Source organism: Sinomonas notoginsengisoli (assembly GCF_021554725.1).
Lineage (GTDB): Bacteria > Actinomycetota > Actinomycetes > Actinomycetales > Micrococcaceae > Sinomonas > Sinomonas notoginsengisoli.
In genome coordinates this window covers 238,008-253,798 of the sequence record NZ_JAIZDP010000002.1, presented here as the reverse complement: position 1 = coordinate 253,798, position 15,791 = coordinate 238,008, and the positions used below count along the sequence as shown (strand labels likewise).

Annotated in this window: 18 protein-coding genes; 10 read left to right on the top strand and 8 right to left on the bottom strand. The window is 70.4% G+C overall.

Annotated features, from left to right (window positions below):
• Positions 1 to 48: 48 nt before the first annotated feature.
• The 4 genes from LF262_RS06750 to LF262_RS06735 all read left to right on the top strand — a co-directional run bounded on the left by LF262_RS06750 (position 49) and on the right by LF262_RS06735 (position 3,161).
• Positions 49 to 870: a histidine phosphatase family protein gene (locus LF262_RS06750; RefSeq protein ID WP_235779524.1), complete on the top strand. Its 822-nt coding sequence runs from the start codon at positions 49 to 51 to the stop codon at positions 868 to 870.
• Positions 839 to 1,789, top strand: coding sequence for an ADP-dependent NAD(P)H-hydrate dehydratase (locus LF262_RS06745; RefSeq protein WP_372462746.1), 951 nt, complete (start codon positions 839 to 841; stop codon positions 1,787 to 1,789). The genes LF262_RS06750 and LF262_RS06745 overlap by 32 nt, the downstream gene beginning before the upstream one ends.
• A gap of 83 nt (positions 1,790 to 1,872) precedes the next feature.
• Positions 1,873 to 2,208: a hypothetical protein gene (locus LF262_RS06740; RefSeq protein ID WP_235779522.1), complete on the top strand. Its 336-nt coding sequence runs from the start codon at positions 1,873 to 1,875 to the stop codon at positions 2,206 to 2,208.
• Positions 2,209 to 2,381: 173 nt separating this feature from the next.
• Positions 2,382 to 3,161 (top strand): isocitrate lyase/PEP mutase family protein, encoded by a 780-nt coding sequence (locus tag LF262_RS06735; protein WP_235779521.1) that lies wholly within the window; start codon positions 2,382 to 2,384, stop codon positions 3,159 to 3,161.
• Here the strand turns inward: LF262_RS06735 and LF262_RS06730 are convergent.
• Positions 3,158 to 4,579 carry a 2-dehydropantoate 2-reductase N-terminal domain-containing protein gene (locus tag LF262_RS06730; protein WP_235779520.1) on the bottom strand — a complete coding sequence of 474 codons (1,422 nt, stop codon included), beginning with the start codon at positions 4,577 to 4,579 and terminating at the stop codon, positions 3,158 to 3,160. The genes LF262_RS06735 and LF262_RS06730 overlap by 4 nt on opposite strands.
• Before the next feature lie 323 nt (positions 4,580 to 4,902).
• Between LF262_RS06730 and LF262_RS06725 the strand changes: the two genes are divergently transcribed.
• Positions 4,903 to 5,529 carry a nucleoside/nucleotide kinase family protein gene (locus tag LF262_RS06725; RefSeq protein WP_235779519.1) on the top strand — a complete coding sequence of 209 codons (627 nt, stop codon included), beginning with the start codon at positions 4,903 to 4,905 and terminating at the stop codon, positions 5,527 to 5,529.
• Between the two features lie 5 nt (positions 5,530 to 5,534).
• Here LF262_RS06725 and LF262_RS06720 read toward each other — a convergent pair whose 3' ends face one another.
• Positions 5,535 to 6,476 (bottom strand): 5'-3' exonuclease, encoded by a 942-nt coding sequence (locus tag LF262_RS06720; protein WP_235779518.1) that lies wholly within the window; start codon positions 6,474 to 6,476, stop codon positions 5,535 to 5,537.
• Between the two features lie 61 nt (positions 6,477 to 6,537).
• Complete coding sequence (locus tag LF262_RS06715; RefSeq protein ID WP_235779517.1) at positions 6,538 to 7,227, bottom strand: HAD family hydrolase; 690 nt, start codon at positions 7,225 to 7,227, stop codon at positions 6,538 to 6,540.
• Between the two features lie 252 nt (positions 7,228 to 7,479).
• On the opposite strand from LF262_RS06715, the gene LF262_RS06710 reads away from it, so the two are divergent.
• A complete protein-coding gene (locus LF262_RS06710) occupies positions 7,480 to 7,941 on the top strand; it encodes a DUF4383 domain-containing protein (RefSeq protein ID WP_235779516.1) in 462 nt (153 codons plus the stop codon).
• Between the two features lie 98 nt (positions 7,942 to 8,039).
• Here LF262_RS06710 and LF262_RS06705 read toward each other — a convergent pair whose 3' ends face one another.
• Both LF262_RS06705 and LF262_RS06700 read right to left on the bottom strand, forming a co-directional pair.
• Entirely contained in the window at positions 8,040 to 8,669 is a 630-nt protein-coding gene (locus tag LF262_RS06705; RefSeq protein ID WP_235779515.1) for a phosphoribosylanthranilate isomerase, read from the bottom strand.
• Positions 8,669 to 9,370 (bottom strand): alanyl-tRNA editing protein, encoded by a 702-nt coding sequence (locus LF262_RS06700; RefSeq protein ID WP_235779514.1) that lies wholly within the window; start codon positions 9,368 to 9,370, stop codon positions 8,669 to 8,671. Before LF262_RS06700 ends, LF262_RS06705 begins: the two co-directional genes overlap by 1 nt.
• A gap of 78 nt (positions 9,371 to 9,448) precedes the next feature.
• Here LF262_RS06700 and LF262_RS06695 point away from each other — a divergent pair, with 78 nt between their 5' ends.
• Genes LF262_RS06695 through LF262_RS06685 form a run of 3 tightly spaced genes read left to right on the top strand, consistent with a single transcriptional unit; the run spans position 9,449 to position 12,220 of the window.
• The gene (locus LF262_RS06695; RefSeq protein WP_235779513.1) at positions 9,449 to 10,468 is read left to right on the top strand and encodes a zinc-dependent alcohol dehydrogenase; all 1,020 of its coding nucleotides are present in this window, start codon (positions 9,449 to 9,451) and stop codon (positions 10,466 to 10,468) included.
• A gap of 56 nt (positions 10,469 to 10,524) precedes the next feature.
• Entirely contained in the window at positions 10,525 to 10,926 is a 402-nt protein-coding gene (locus LF262_RS06690; protein WP_235779512.1) for a 6-pyruvoyl trahydropterin synthase family protein, read from the top strand.
• A 1-nt stretch (position 10,927) separates the two neighbouring features.
• The gene (locus tag LF262_RS06685; protein ID WP_235779511.1) at positions 10,928 to 12,220 is read left to right on the top strand and encodes a glycosyltransferase family 4 protein; all 1,293 of its coding nucleotides are present in this window, start codon (positions 10,928 to 10,930) and stop codon (positions 12,218 to 12,220) included.
• Positions 12,221 to 12,293: 73 nt separating this feature from the next.
• Here LF262_RS06685 and LF262_RS06680 read toward each other — a convergent pair whose 3' ends face one another.
• Complete coding sequence (locus LF262_RS06680) at positions 12,294 to 12,551, bottom strand: hypothetical protein (RefSeq protein ID WP_235779510.1); 258 nt, start codon at positions 12,549 to 12,551, stop codon at positions 12,294 to 12,296.
• A gap of 47 nt (positions 12,552 to 12,598) precedes the next feature.
• Positions 12,599 to 12,925, bottom strand: a complete 327-nt coding sequence (locus tag LF262_RS06675) for a cell division protein CrgA (RefSeq protein ID WP_235779509.1) — start codon at positions 12,923 to 12,925, stop codon at positions 12,599 to 12,601.
• Positions 12,926 to 13,095: 170 nt separating this feature from the next.
• Here LF262_RS06675 and LF262_RS06670 point away from each other — a divergent pair, with 170 nt between their 5' ends.
• The gene (locus LF262_RS06670) at positions 13,096 to 13,737 is read left to right on the top strand and encodes an aminodeoxychorismate/anthranilate synthase component II (protein ID WP_235779508.1); all 642 of its coding nucleotides are present in this window, start codon (positions 13,096 to 13,098) and stop codon (positions 13,735 to 13,737) included.
• Between the two features lie 33 nt (positions 13,738 to 13,770).
• Here LF262_RS06670 and pknB read toward each other — a convergent pair whose 3' ends face one another.
• Positions 13,771 to 15,783 carry a Stk1 family PASTA domain-containing Ser/Thr kinase gene (pknB, locus tag LF262_RS06665; protein ID WP_235779507.1) on the bottom strand — a complete coding sequence of 671 codons (2,013 nt, stop codon included), beginning with the start codon at positions 15,781 to 15,783 and terminating at the stop codon, positions 13,771 to 13,773.
• Between the last annotated feature and the right edge of the window lie 8 nt (positions 15,784 to 15,791).

The window sequence follows — 15,791 nt, the reverse complement described above, 5'->3', positions numbered from 1 at the left end:
CCGTTGGTAGTGTTCGTGCATTCGGCACGGCGAGGACGGGGTGATTTCTTGAAGGGCACTTCAGCGGCCGGTGATTCGGCCAATGGTGATTCGGCCAGCGACGACGGCCTGACGGAGGCGGTCCAAGAGGCCGGGGCGGTGGAGCTGCTGCTGATCCGGCATGGTGAGAGCGAAGGCAACGTCGCGGCCACGGACGCGCGTGAGGCCGGCGTGGAGGTCATCGACGTCCCCGCGCGGGATGCGGACGTCGACCTGTCCGGAACCGGTCGGGACCAGGCCAAGGCCCTGGGTACCGCATTGGGCCGGATCGCCGCTGAGCTCCGCCCGGACGCTGTGGTGTCCTCCCCCTACGCGCGGGCCCGTCAGACGGCCGAGATAGCGGTGGAGACAGCAGGCTGGCCCCTGCAGGTGCGTGCTGACGAGCGGCTGCGCGACCGCGAACTCGGCATCCTGGACCGGCTCACCCGATTGGGCGTGGAGAACCGCTATCCCGAGGAGTCCGAGCGCCGGAACTGGCTGGGCAAGCTGTACTACCGTCCGCCGGGAGGGGAGTCCTGGGCGGACGTGGCACTGCGGCTGCGGTCCGTGCTGGCGGAGCTGAACAATTTGGGCATGGGACACCGGGTGATGCTGGTGTGCCACGACGCCGTGATCATGCTGTTCCGGTATGTGCTCGAAGGCCTCAGCGAGAGGGAACTGCTGGACCTTGCAGCCAGGGAATCCATCCTGAACGCCTCGGTGACCCGGTTTGTCCGCCCCTCCGGCGTGGGGCCGTGGACGTTGGAGAGCTTCAACGTGGCCAGCCATCTGGCGGAGCAGGGCGTCGCGGTCACAGAGCATGCCGGAGACACCAGTGCCCGGCCGGAGTGATTCCTCCGGCGTTACCCTGGTGACGCCGTCGCTCCTGAGGGAGTGGCCGCTCCCGGCGCCCGGCCAGGACAAGTATTCCCGCGGATCCGTGCTGGTGGTCGGCGGAGCCCGGGCCACCCCCGGCGCCGCCCTGCTGGCGGGGGCAACGGCCCTGCGCGCCGGGGCTGGAAAACTCACAGTGGCAGTGGCCGAATCGGTGGCCGTGCAGCTGGGGGTGGCGTTGCCGGAGTGTGGTTCTATCGGCCTGCCGGAAACCGCGGACGGCTCGGTCAAGCCAGACCTGGACCGGATCTCGTCATATCTGGACCAGGCGGACACGGTCCTGGTGGGGCCGGGGCTGGACGATCCCGACCTTGCCGGGGAGCTGCTGGCCGCGATGCTCACACGCGAGGCGGGCGACGGCGGTCCGCCCGGCGGTGACGCTGGCGGTCGGGGAGGGTCCGCCGTCGTCCTCGACGCCTACGCCCTGGGCGCCCTGGTGCCGCTTCAGGACCAGTTGGACCCGTGGCGCGGCCGGCTGATCCTCACCCCGAATCTCAGGGAGGCGGCGGTCCTGCTGGGCCGGGAGGTGGACCACCTCGAGAAGGACCTCGCGGAGATTTCCGACAGGTTCGACGCCGTGGTCAGCTGCCACGGGCTGATCACCCAGCCGCCCGGACGGGGTCCGAAGGAACCGGAATTGTGGAAGATCACCACGGGATACGGCGGCCTGGGCACCTCCGGCAGCGGGGACGTCCTGGCCGGGGCGATTGCCGGTCTCCGGGCCCGGGGAACCAGCAGCGTGCAGGCAGCCTGCTGGGGCACCCACCTGCACGCATCAGCGGCGGACCGGCTGGCAAGCAGGCTGGGGCCGCTGGGGTTCCTGGCCCGCGAACTTGCCGACGAACTGCCTGCCCTGATGCTGGAGCTCAGCGCCTGACACCCTGGCGCATTCTCCCGGAGCGGGGCCAGTTCTAGAATGTGGGCATCCAGCTCCGGGGACCGACTGAAAGGACACCAACGATGTCCGTCATCGAACAGGTACGTGAAGGGATGCATGTAGTTGGGCCCGATGGGAAGAAGATCGGCAAGGTCGAAGACCTCAAGATGGGCGACCCGGAGGCAGTGACAGCCGATGGGCAGACCGATCCCGAAACCGGGGGGCTCGCCGGGACCCTCGTCGACGACTTCGCCCAAACGTCCAAACTGCCTCGGCACGAAGCTGAAAGGCTTCTGCGGCTGGGTTTCGTGAAGATCGACAAGTCCGGCCTGTTCGCAGGCCACGAGTACCTCGCCTCGGACGAGCTGGACCGCGTCGAGGGAGACACGCTCTGGCTCAAGGCAGGCCAGCGAGGCTGACCAGTGAGCGCAAAGGCCAACGGCCTTGCTCTGAAGGGGGGCGGCGATCTCTCCGACCGCCGCCCCACCCAATTCGCCCCGGACGTCGACAGCGTCGCCGCACCGGCGGTTGCAGCACAGGAGCTGAGGTCGAGGTCGCTGATGCTCACCATGGCCACAGAAGGAGAGAGAGCATGACTGCCACCGATACGGCCGAGCGCGCCAACCGTCTCAAGGCGCTGCACGAAGCACCGGAGATCCTGCGTGTGGTCAACGTCTGGGACGCTGTGAGCGCCGCGACGGTTGCCGCCGTTCCGGGAACCCGTGCCATCGCCACTGCTGGCCACTCCATCGCGTCCTCCCGCGGGTACGCCGACGGGACGATGCCCTTGGAGACAGCACTCGCAGGGATCAAGACGGTCGTGGACGCTGTCGACCTTCCGGTGACCGCTGACCTGGACGATGGGTACGAGGACCCCGCCGAGACGATCCGCCGTGCCATCGCGCTCGGAGTCGTGGGGGCGAACGTTGAGGACAGGCTCCGGCCCTTCGACGAAGCCGTCGCCCGCGTCCAAGCCATCACATCGGCCGCGGCGGATGAGGGCATCGCCTTCCAGCTCAACGCCCGCACGGACGCGGTCTTCCGGGGCGGCAACCGCCCGATCGAGGACAGCATCCAGGATGCGATACAGCGCGGCCGGGCCTTCCTGAATGCCGGTGCGGCACTGGTGTTCGTCCCGGGCGCCCTCACTCGGGAGGTCATCGAGCCGTTGGTCGAGGGGCTCGGGAGAGGAAAGCTCTCGGTCATCGGCGCGCCGGGCGCCCTGCCCGCCGGGCAGATGCAGGAGCTGGGGGTGGCTCGGATATCGTACGGGCCCTACACCCAGAGGGTCGCCCTCAGGGCACTGCGCGACCTCGCATCTGACCTCTACGGCACTGGCGTTGTCCCAGCCGACACCCCCGCTCTGAACTAGCCAGACTCGGTCGACAAGCCCACGGCCCGCCGGCGGCTCGCCCACATGCCCAGACCCAGCGCCGCGCCCCATGCCAGGAACAGCGGGTCCCACAGCCAGGCGTGCCCGACCATCGCATCACGGTCGAATCCCCCGGCTGGCCGCACGATGCCTGCGAGCACCAGATTACCGACAATGGTGTTCAGCCCGCCCCAGCACACCAAGACCGCAGCTCCCGCCCAGCAGGTAGGGCGCCAGAACTTGGGCGCAGGCCACGACAGCCAGTCCAGTACGGCAGGGCCCGCGGCGCAGGCCAGCTTCACCACGCCGATCACTGCCAGCACCCATGCCAGGTCGGCGAACCGGGCCGGAAGGTCAGGCCCCAGCGTCTCGACCAGCCATCGGCCTCCGCCTGCCCAGTAGAAGGTGACCAGCGCGTGGGCGCTCCCGAGGCGCGCCACTCGGCTCGCGATGCGGCTCAGCCGCGCGTTGATCGGCGCATCGAGGCCGATTCGGCGGGCAATACGGACGATTTCCCCGTTGAGGTAGTCCGATTCGATGCTTCCCCGGCCGAGTGCCAATGACTGCCACGACGACGAGCCTGGTCGGGGCTGGCCCGGCAGTGGCGCATAGCCCGGCCTGTTCTCGTTTTCGGCCACTTCCTCCAGATCGGGAACCAGCGAAATTCCCGCCGCGCGCAGGACGTGTCTGCCTTCCTCACGGGTCAATTCGACCAGGTCGATCGCACCGCCCACGTCGCCCACCAACGCGTCGACAGCGTTGCCGAGATTGGCTACCAGCTTGCTGTATTTCCACGGCATGACATCCGAGGGGAGGTCGACCCGGAGCAGGGCTGCTGACCATACCCGCTGGATGGCAGTGAGGAGGCGCTGGTCTTCCGCGGTGGCCGCGGCGGCCGGTACCCTGCCCATCTTGAGTACGGCCGAGGCCCCGGTGAAAAATGCGGCCACTACACCGGGCTCGAGATGGCTGCACGGCGCCAAGACGCGGACGCCGAACACCCGGCGGAAGAACCGCTGCGCCAGGTCCTCTCCGGCGACCCCGTTCAGGCAGACGAGCAGAGGCAGGGTCTCCCCCGCCGAGGTGCCATCCGGTAGCGGCGCGTCGGCCCATTCCGCCAGCGCGGCACCAGCGTCTTGGGCCTTCACTGCCAATACCAGCACGTCGCCGTGGTCAAGCCTGGCCTGCTCGGCCGAGCTCCAGACCTTCGGGTGTACGAGGGTATCGCCATCGGGGGTGCGCAGCCGCAGTCCGTGGTCGGAGATCGCCCGCCCATGTTCGCCTCGGGCAACCGCGATGGCTTGTACCTCGTGTTGGGCCAGGCGCGCGGCGATTGTCCCGCCGACCGCCCCTGCACCGATCACGATATATCGCCGCGGTGTCGTCTCGTCGACGCCCGGATCGCGGTCTTCAGACATGTGCACCCTCAGTCAAGTCAGACTGCCCTTCATAGCCGGGGATGCCATCACGCTATGATCCACGGGGCCGGAAGGACAAGATCTGTTCTCGTCCGCGCCGGAGACCGCGATGTCAGAACAGCGTCAGCTGCACGAACTCATCCACGGATCCCTCCGCGGACCACACCTCGCCTATGTCGGCCAGGGCCTCTTCGATCGAGGTCTGGCCGTCGAGTACGTCCACCGTGATCATGCTCTGACCGTAGAGATCCAGGGGCTGCATCTCGCTGAGGCTCGCTGCATCCGGGCACCGCAGCCGGACGAACGGCTGGGTAGGCTGAGGCATGGACCTCGCCACTTTGACACGACGGGCCGCTGCGCTCGCATCAGAGAACGGCGCACGGGCCATCCTCGGGATCTGCGGCGAACCCGGAGCCGGCAAGACGACCCTCGCCGACGCGCTTCTCCGCAGCCTCCGCGGCGAGTATGGCGAGCGCTCGGTCGCGCATGTGCCGATGGACGGCTTCCACCTCGCAGACGCCCAGCTCGAACGCCTCGGCCTCCTCGACCGGAAGGGCGCGCCGGAGACCTTCGACCCCGACGGCTACGCTGCGCTCTTGGAAAGAATTGCCGCCAGCTCGGGAGCCGTTGTGTACGCGCCGGGCTTCGAGCGCACGCTGGAACAGCCCATCGCCGCGGCCATCGCCGTCCCACCCGAGGCCCGCCTCGTTGTCTCCGAGGGGAACTATCTCCTCCTCGAGGAACCGCAGTGGGCGGCCGCCCGCTCATGGATGCGCGAAGTCTGGTATGTCGACACCGAGCCCTCCACCCGCATCGACCGGCTCGTCACGCGCCACATCCAGTTCGGCAAGGCCTCCGAGCAGGCCAGAGAATGGGTGCTCCGCTCGGACGAGGCCAACGCCCGCCTCGTCAGGGCGACCAAGCACCGCGCTGACCTCGTGATTGGCTGAGGCCCTCAGCGCCCATAGCGGTCGAGCGCTGCGAGGAGGCGCTTCACCGACCCGCCGAGGTTCCAGCCTGAGGCGAGCTGTTCGAGCTCGAGGCGAGGCTCGCCGTCGACCGCCCGGAGCCGTGCCCCCGCCGCCTCCAGCGAGGGCAGTGTGAGGTCGCGGACCACGTTCACGACGACGGGTGCCACCTCGAGGTAGTCGGCGGCGGCGGAGAGCTTGGCCTGCATCGGTGCGGGCAGGCCGCCTTCTGGATCCTCTGCCGCCTCGAGCAGGCCGTCAAGGGTGCCGAAGCGCACGAGCAGCGTCGCCGCGGACTTCTCTCCGATCCCGGCCACCCCGGGCAGTCCGTCCGAGCTGTCGCCCCGCAGCACCGCATAGTCGGCGTACTGCTCCGGCAGTACCCGGTACTTCCCTACCACGACCGCATCCGTCACGACCTCGAGATTCTTCATGCCACGCGCGGTATAGATGACGCGGACCTCATGCTCGTCGTCGACCACTTGAAACAGGTCGCGGTCCCCGGTCACCACATCCACGGCCATGTCCGCGCCCGTCGCATAGGTGCCGATCACGTCGTCGGCCTCGTGCTCTGCCGCACCCACGACGGCGATCCCCGCCAGAGTGAGGACGTGACGGATGAGTGGGACTTGGGACACGAGGTCGGCCGGCACCGTCTCGATGTCGGGACCCCCAGCCACGCGCCGCTCGACCCTGTGGGCCTTGTACGAGGGGATGATGTCCACCCGCCACTTGGGCCGCCAGTCGTCGTCCCAGCACGCCACGAGATGCGTGGCCCCGAAGTCGGTGGTGAGGCGAGCGATCATGTCCAGCAGCCCGCGCACGGCATTGACGGGCGTCCCGTCCTCGCGCCGGATGTTCGCGGGCACGCCGTGGAAGGCCCGGAAGTACAACGAAGCGGTGTCCAACAGCATCAGGCGCTCGGGCATAGCCCATCCTGACACGGCGCGTCACCCGGATCCCGGAGGAGCCGCCTCCAAGGCCCGGGCTCTAGCCGGACTCGGCGCCGGAGAGCGCTCGCCCCATCAGGCTCGACTCGAAACCTTCCACGAGGGCGCGCGGCGAGTCGAACACCTCCGCGGCCCCGGCATCCTCGAGCTCGGCGGCGCTGTACCCGCCGCACGCCAGGCCGATTGTCCGGATGCCCAGGGCCGAGGCCGCCTGCACGTCCCACACCGCGTCGCCCACGAAGAGCACCTCGGAGGCCTCGAGGCCGCCTGCCTTGAGGGCCGCGACGAGGATGTCCGGCGCGGGCTTGGACTCCTTGGCGTCGGCGGAGCTCGTCGCTGCATCCACGAACTTGTCCGCGCCGATCACCGCGCGCAGCACGTCGAGGTCCTGCTGGCGAGCCGAGGAGGCCAGCACCACCGTGAGCCCAGCGCCCTTGCAGCGCCCCAGGAGATCCCGCGCGCCGTCGAACCGGCGCAGGTGCGTCCAGAATGTCGAGAACACCGCGGCGTGGGTATCCAGGATCTCCTGGTCCTGGGAGGCGTCCCGCTCGGGCCCGAGCAGGTGCTCCACGATTTTCTGACCGCCCATTCCCACCCGTCGATGGATCTCGTTCATCCGCACGTCATGCCCGAACCGGCGGAATCCGTGCCACCACGCGAGCGTGTGGAAGTAGGTCGAGTCCACGAGCGTGCCGTCCACGTCGAACAGCACGCCCCGCAGCGCCCCCATCTACCGGACCCGATCCGAGAGTTCCGCCGCGCCGCTTGCCGTTGCGAAGCTGCGCATCGTTCCGGTCGTTTCCCCTGAAGCGAGGGTGGAGGTCTTCTCGTGCTCATTTCCGCACTTGTCACGCATACCCATGCCCCAGTGCTACCCGCACCGCCGGAGAACCAATCCGGCTCGGCGGCGGCTTCGAAGTGGAGATGCGGGCATACCGCACCGGCGCCCGGTAGGGCCGCCGGACCACCATTAGGAGTAGTTATGTCCACCTCAGTCCTCTCGCAACGCCGCACCGCCGTCCAGATCGCCGCGTCGGCCGTGGGCGCCGTCTTCCTCCTCGTCGGCGTGCTGGGCTTCATCCCCGGCATCACCTCCGGCTCGGGCCTCGGATTCGCGGGGCACCACTCAGACGCGTACCTGCTGGGCCTGTTCCAGGTCTCGGTCCTGCACAACGTGGTCCACCTGCTGTTCGGCGTGGCCGGGCTTGCTCTCGGCCGCACGGCGGGCGGAGCCAAGGCCTTCCTCACGTGGGGCGGCGCGGTCTACCTGGTCCTGTTCGTGTATGGCCTCGTGTTCGGCGGGGAATCCGCGGGGAACTTCGTGCCTCTCAACGCGGCGGACAACGGGCTGCACCTGCTCCTCGGCGTGGGGATGCTCGTGCTGGGCCTCATCCTCGGACGCACGACGGCGGCCTCCCGCGCCGCGCACCCTACCCACCACTGAGTCGGGTCGCCCCCGGCCCCAGACCAGATGCACTCGGGGAGCCGGTGTCACGCACCGGCTCCCGAGGGAAGCGGATGGGCGGCGAGAACCGGGGGAGGTCAGAGGGCCGTGCGGGCCGCCGCGATGAACGCCCGGATGAGTCCAAGGTCCTTAATGCCGCGCGAGGACTCCACCCCGCTCGAGACGTCCACGCCTCCCGGCCGCAGCGCCGCAACGGCCTCGGCCACGTTCTCCGGGGAAAGGCCGCCCGCCAGAGCCCAGAACCCGGCGGGCGCGGAGCCGAGCTCATCGTCGGAGAACCGGGCGCCGGAGCCCGGCACGGCCGCGTCGAGCAGGAGCCGGTCCGGCGAGGACCAGCCCTCGGCGGTGCGGCGCGTGTACTCGCCCGCGGCTAGGGCCCGGATCACGCGGAAACCGGCCGCGCGGAGCGCTGCGGCAACGGCCTCCGGCTCGTCGCCGTGAAGCTGGACAGCGTCCACGTCCGCCGCGCGCGCGAGCCGCGCGACGTCGTCGAGCGTCTGGTTGCGCACCACAGCCACCGTCTCCACGGAACGCCCCGCGCGGTGAGCAGCCTCCCGGGCTGCGCGGACCAGCGAGGCCGCTAGCGCGGCGTCGACCGTCCGGGGGCTGCCCTCAGAGAGCACAAACCCGACCGCGTCGGCGCCTGCCTCGACAGCCGCCTCGACGGCCTCGGGCGTGGACAGCCCGCAGATCTTGACCCAGAGCATCAGGCCGGTCCCTTCGTGGCGTGCTCCGCCTCGTATCGGACCTTGATGGCGCCGCGCTTTACCTTGACCTCGAGGATCCGCACGCCTGTCAGGTCTGCGAGCGTGCGCACGTGCGTGCCGCCGCACGGCTCGGTGCTGACGCCCTCGATCGTCACCGTCCGGTGCCCCTGGGGGTCCACAGATGAGGAGACGGCCCCTCCGCGCGCCAGCACCTCGTCCATCTGGGCCTGGAACTCCGCCCGCACGGCCTCGCGCAGCTCTGGGCTGGCCAGCTCGTCCTCGTGCCCGGCGGGCTCGAAGTCGAGGCGCGCCTGCCCGGGGAAGTGCGAGTGCCCGGAGTGCTGCCAGCCCCGCGACTCGCCGAGGTGGCCCAGGATGTGCCCCGCGGTATGGAGGGCGGCGTGCCGGCGGCGGAGCTCGGGATCGATGCGGCACACGACGCCGGCACCCACCTCGGTCTCGGACGCCACTCCGGTGAGGACCACCAGTCCGGACTCGGTGCGCACGGGGGTGACCGGCGCGCCGTCGAGCGACCCCTCGTCGCTGGGCTGCCCGCCGCCCTTCGGGTGGAAGATGTTCGGGGAGACCGCGGCCCACGCGCCCTCTTCGCCTGCACCCGAGGCGACCACCGTGGCGGCGGTCTCGGTGAGGTAGGTGTCGTCGAAGTACGCGTTGGTCTGCTGGGTCAGGGCCGTTTCCACCCCTCTAGTCTAGGCGAGCCGCCGCGCCCGGCCCGGGCATTCTGGTCCGAGGGCGGGCGGCGTGGGTAGTGTCGGGGCATGGCCGAGCCCGGCAGGACCACCCCGCACACCGCCACCGCCTACTGGACCACGGGTCCGTACCGCGGCGAGCTCCGCAGTGCACCGCTGCCCACTCTGCGCAAGGGCGAGGCGCTGGTCCGCACGCTCTACTCGGGCCACTCCCGCGGGACAGAGAACCTGGTCCACGCCTGCCGGGTCCCCCCCAGCGTCGAGGACCTCATGGAGGCGCCGCATCAGGCTGGCCGCTTCCCCGCGCCAGTGAAGTACGGGTACCTCTCGGTAGGCGTGGTCGAGGAGGGGCCAGCCGAGCTCGAGGGCCGCACCGTCTTCTGCCTCTTCCCCCATCAGGACCGCTACGTCGTGCCCGCCTCGGACCTCACCCCCGTGCCGAGCGACGTCCCGCCCCAGCGCGCGCTCCTCGCCGGTGCCGTGGAGACCGCGATCAACGCGCTGTGGGAGGCGGGTCCGAGGATCGGTGACCGGCTCGCGGTGGTCGGCTGCGGGCTCATCGGCGCCTCGGTGGCCGCGCTCCTGCGCCGGTTCCCCCTTGAGCGGCTCGAGGCTGTTGACTCGGACCCGGCCCGGGCCGAGCTCCTTGAGTCGCTGGGTGTGGCGTTCGCCCTCCCGGAGGCGGCCTCGGGGGACTGCGACATCGTCATCCATGCCTCCGCCACTGCCGAGGGCCTGACGCGCTGCCTCGAGATCGTCGGCGACGACGGCGAGATCATTGAGCTCTCCTGGTACGGCGAGGGCATCGTGGGCGTTCCCCTCGGCGGGGACTTCCACGCGCGGCGCCTCACGCTGCGGGCCAGCCAGGTGGGCGAGGTCGCTCTGCCACGCCGGTTCCGGCGCACCACGGCGCAGCGGCTCGCCCTCGCGCTGGATCTCCTCGCGGACCCCTCGTTCGACCAGTTCCTCGGCGCGCCATCCGACTTCGCCGACCTCCCCGCCACGATGGACCGGCTGGCCGAGGGCCGTGATGTCGCCGGCCAGTGGCCGGGGTTGTGCCACGTGATCCGCTACCCGGGCGCGACGTAGCACCGGCCCCAGAATCCCTCACCGCCCGCCTACCCGCCCCGCCACCAAGGAGGAGCATGTTCAGCCTCACGGTCCGTGACCACATGATGATCGCCCACAGCCTCCCGCACCCCGCATTCGGCCCAGCGCAGGGCCTGCACGGCGCCACATTCGTCGTCGAGCTGACGGTCCGAGCCGACGCCCTCGATGCGAATTCGATTGTCATGGACATCGGCGAGGCCTCGGGCCTCCTCGCCGAGATCCTCGACGGCCTGCGGTACCGCAACCTCGACGAGCACCCCGATTTCGCGGGCCGCCTCACCACCACCGAGGTCCTCGCCCAGTACGTCGCGGCGGTGGCTGCGGACCATCTGCGCCGCCTCGATCACCTCACGGCCGTGGAGGCCACCCTGCGGGAGAACCCGGACGCATGGGCCTCGTGCACCGTGGAGCTGCCCGGCGCGCGGCAGCGCGCGTGAAATGAGTACCCCGGTGGCCGGGCCGGCCCGGCCGAGCGTCCGGTTCGTGGTCCCCAAGGGGCTCGGCTATGCGTCCGGCGGCACGGTTTACAACACGCGCCTCGCGGAGGCCCTGACCGGGTTGGGCATTGCGGTGGAGGTTGTGGGGGTGCCCGGTGCGTGGCCAGTCGGGACGCCAGAGGACCGGGCCCGACTCGCCGCGGCACTCGCCGTCCGCCTCGTTCCGCAGCGCAGACCCGCGCACGACGCCGCCCCGACCCCTCCACTCTCGGCTCACGCCCGCCTTGCTACCGTCGGTTCGTCCCCCGGCCCGGTCCCCGTGGGCCGCACTCGCCCAGACCCGACCTTGGCCAGCGGCGTCACTGTGGACGGCATCCTCGTCGACAGCCTCCTCGGGCTCGGGGCCCCCGAGGAGATCCGAGTGGCAGCGTGCGCAGCCGGGCAGGCGGGGACGGTCGTCGGCCTCTTGGTCCACATGTCCCTCGCTGACGCTTCCGGCCTCCCCGCGCCTGAGGCCGCGCGGCTCGCCGCCCTCGAGCGCGAGGCCCTCGCCGCGGCGCCTGTGGTCCTGGTCCCGAGCGAGTTCGCCGCGCGGAGGCTCGCCGAGCGCTACGGTCGGCCTCCGCACGTGGCGAGGCCCGGCGTCGTGCGCGTCCCAGAGGCGGTCGGTAGCTTCACGGTGGGCGCACCCCCGCACATCCTGTGCCTTGCCGCGCTCCTGCCCGGCAAGGGGCAGCTGCGGCTCGTGCACGCGCTTGCGGCCGTCCGCGACCGGCCCTGGACGGCGACACTGGCCGGGTATGACGGCGCCGATCCCGCCTACGCGCGCAGCCTACGGGATACCGTGGCGAAGCTGGCCTTGGCCGAGCGGGTGCGCGTGCCGGGTGAGCTGCGTGGGGACGCACTCGAGGCGGAGTGGGCCAGGACAGACCTCACGGTGCTTGCGTCCGAATCTGAGACGTTCGGCCTTGCCGTGGCGGAGTCACTGGCGCGCGGCATCCCCGCCGTCGTTGCTGGAGGCACGGGTGCGGTCGAGGCCCTCGGGCTTTCGCTAGTCGGCGGGCTGGGGCCTGCTGGCGCGGTCGCGGGCCCCGCGGGGGACGGTCAGCAAGGGTTGGGGGACCCGCTCGCACGGGAACTCGCGGGGTGGCTGGATGAGGCGGCAGTGCGTGCCCGGTGGCGGGCGGCGGCTCTCGCAGCGCGCCCGCTCCTGCCCGGCTGGGAGGCCACAGGACGGGCGGTGCTGCTTGCGCTCAGCGGGCAGCGCGACGCGCCCGCGGCTTCCGGCGCCTGAGCCACAGCGCTATCCACGCCGCCTCTGCCACGGCGTCAACGAGGTACATTCGGCTGATCCGCCCCGGAATGGCTTATCGGAGATCGATGGCCAGCAGTGTCGCCGCGGTCCCGACGCCGATGCGCCGGGCATGCTCCGCCCCCGCGGGTGTCGCGGCTGCCTGCAGCTGCGCATAGCCGTTCCCGAGCAGGAGGCCCGCGACCGTCCGCACGAGCCAGGTGTCCACCTTGGGGCCGAAGACAGCCTCGAAGCTGCGCATGTGCAGGAGGGGCCACGCGCCGTTCGCGGTGTTGAACAGTCCCTGGAGCCGGGCCAGCTGATCGTGCTGCATGGTCGAGGACCTACCCCGTCACGGGCAGTTCAAGCAGCCGGGGTGGGCTACTGGCCGCGCCAGCGGAGGGTCATGAGGAACCCTGCGATCGCGATGGCGAACCCGATCATGATGTTCCAGTTCCCGAGCTCCGGGAAGGGCAAGAGGCCCTGCGTGACGTAGAACGTGATGATCCAGAGCAGGCCCACGATCATGAGCCCGAACATGACGTACTTGTACCACTGGGGAGTCGGGCCCGCGACCCGGGCGGCGCGCTGCTGGCGCTTGGCCTTCTTTGCAGCTCGGCGGGCGGCGTCCTTGGTGGACGCGCCCCTGCTCGCACGGGCTCTACTCGCGCCGGCCTTCTGCTGAGGCTTGTCCGTCGACTCGGGCACTCGTCCTCCTCGGAGCCTGTCCGCCGACGCGGCAGGGCCTGCTTGATATCCTGCTGACACCGCCCACGTGCCGGGGGTGCCGCTGTTGACTTCTCCTCAGTGGCTGCCACTGGTCTGCTAGCCAGTCTATCCCGGCCCGCGGGCCCGCCCACTCCACGATTGGCCCATCAATGTCCACCCGCATTCTTGTCATCGACAACTACGACTCGTTCGTCTACACGCTGGTCGGCTACCTCCAGCAGCTCGGCGCCGAGACCACCGTGGTGAGGAACGACGATGTCTCCCTCGCCGAGGCGATCGAGCTCGCAGAGGCCCGCGACGGCGTCCTCATCTCCCCTGGGCCGGGCAACCCGGCGGAGGCAGGCGTGTGCATCGAGCTCATCAAGTGGTGCGGGGAGAACAGCAAGCCCATGCTCGGGGTGTGCCTCGGCCATCAGGCCCTCGCGGAGGCATACGGGGGGACGGTGACGCATGCCCCGGAGCTCATGCACGGCAAGACCTCCCTCGTAGAGCATGAAGGCCGAGGGGTGTTCGCAGGACTTCCCAGCCCATTCACCGCGACCCGGTACCACTCGCTCGCCGCTGCCGCTGACACCATCCCCGACATCCTCGAGGTCACGGCGCATACCCATTCCGGCGTGGTCATGGGCCTCCAGCACAGGACCGCGCCCCTGTGCGGCGTCCAGTTCCACCCCGAGAGCGTCCTGACCGAGGGCGGCTACCAGATGCTCGGCACGTGGCTCGAGTCCCTCGGCCTGCACGGTGCCTCGGAGAAGGCCTCGCACCTGAGCCCGCTCATCACAGCCGGCTGAGCCCTCGGCGCGCCGGGCGCCGAGGGAGCTGGTTCAGCCGTTCCCGCCGCCCTTCTTGGTGGGCGATGGCGTCGGGGCGGTGGGCGATGGCGTCGGGGCGGTGGGCGATGGCGTCGGGGCGGTGGGCGAGGGCGTCGGAGTGGTCGCCGATGGCGTCGGGGTTGCTGTGGGACTCGGTACGCGCGGGGGGCTCGGCGGTGGCGGAGCCTTGGCCACCGTCAGCGTCACCGTACCGCCCTGGTCGACGGTGCCATCGGCGGCAGGCGACTGGTCCGTGACTGTACCCGGCGGCACCACAGAGTTCTCCGCCTCCTGGGTGCTGGTCTTGAGGCCCAGGTCCGCGAGGGCCTTCTGTGCGGCCTCGAGGGACATGCCCCGCAGCTCCGGAACGGCGACCTTGCCGCTGGAGAGCGTCAGTTCCACCTCCGTGCCGAGGCCCACGGTCTGTCCCACCCCGGGGTTGGTGGAGATAACCGTGCCGTAGGGGGCCTTGGGGTCGTTCGCGAAGATCGGCTTCGGCTTGACGGTGAGCCCCAGCGATTGGAGCGTCGAGCGGGCGCCGGCCTCGGTCGCGCCGATGATTGATTCCGGAATGGTGGCATTCGCCGGGCCGTCGGAGACCAGGAGTGAGATCGAGGAGCCGTTCGCGAGCTGCGTTCCCGCGTCCGGGACAGTGCGGATGGCCTTGCCCTTGGGGACGGTCGAGTCCTTCGGGTGGTCGATCGTGGGCTTGAGCCCCATCGACTGGAGCTTGAGTGCAGCCTCCGTCTCGGTCATGTTCGCCACTGACGGGACGGTGACCATCTGGACTGCGGCCGGCTGGTTCATGTAGGTGTACAGCACGATCCCGCCGGCTGCGGCGAGCAGCAGGGCTGCGATCACGAGGGCTACGATCCACGTCCGGCGGCGCCCCCGGCCTCGGCGGGCACGCTCCTCGTCGCGGTCGTCGTCGAACTGGATCAGTTCCGCCGGTGGAGGTGCGACCACGGGGATCTCTCCGGTGTCGCCGAGGTGGGGCGACGCCGATGCCTCGCCCGGGGCGTTCCCGCCGCTCCCCGCGTCCTCTGCCGAAGCAGCTCGGGCTCCGACGAGCCCGACTGGCTCGGTGGGGCCGGCGTCGTCGAGCGCGGCAGCTCCCGAGACGGCAGCCGCGGCGCCGACCGCGGCGACGCCGGACCGCGCGGGCACCGGCACACCGGCACGGGCGGCGCGCAGCGCGCGCTGGAAGGCCGCGGCGCTCTGGAACCGGTCATCCGGGTCCTTCTGGAGCGCGCGCTCGAGGACACTCTGGAGCGCCGGAGTGACCTCGGGATTGAAGTCCGAGGCAGGCGCAGCGGCACTCTGGACATGCTGGTAGGCGAGGGAAACGGCGGACTCGCCGATGAACGGCGGTCGGCCTGCGAGGAGCTCGTAGAGCAGGCAGCCGGTCGAGTATAGGTCTGTGCGGGCATCGACGACCTCGCCCCGCGCCTGCTCCGGGGACAGGTACTGCGCGGTTCCCACCACAGCCTGGGTCTGAGTCTGGGTTGCTCCCGCATCCGCCATGGCTCGGGCGATCCCGAAGTCCATGACCTTGACCTCGCCGGGATCGCTGCAGACCATCACGTTTGCGGGCTTGATGTCCCGGTGCACGATCCCATGGCGGTGGCTGTACTCGAGTGCCGAGAGGATGCCGAGCACATAGTCCACGGATTGGTCGACCGTGAGGCTGTCCTCGTGCGCGACCTCCCGCAGCGACTTCCCGGCGACATACTCCATGACGATGTACGGCACGGCCACGCTGTGCGGGGCTAGGGGTTCGGCGTTGTGCTCGCCCGTGTCGTAGACCGCCACGATCGCGGGGTGGTTGAGACCGGCGACCGCGCGCGCCTCCCGCTCGAACCGGACCCGGAACTGCCCATCGCGGGCCATGTCGGGGCGGAGCATCTTCACAGCCACCGTGCGGCCAAGCCGCCGGTCCCGGCCCTCGTACACATCCGCCATTCCGCCCCGGCCAATCAGGTCACCGAGCTCGTACCGGCCCGAGAGGACGACGGGAGCGGGCATGGGCTCGT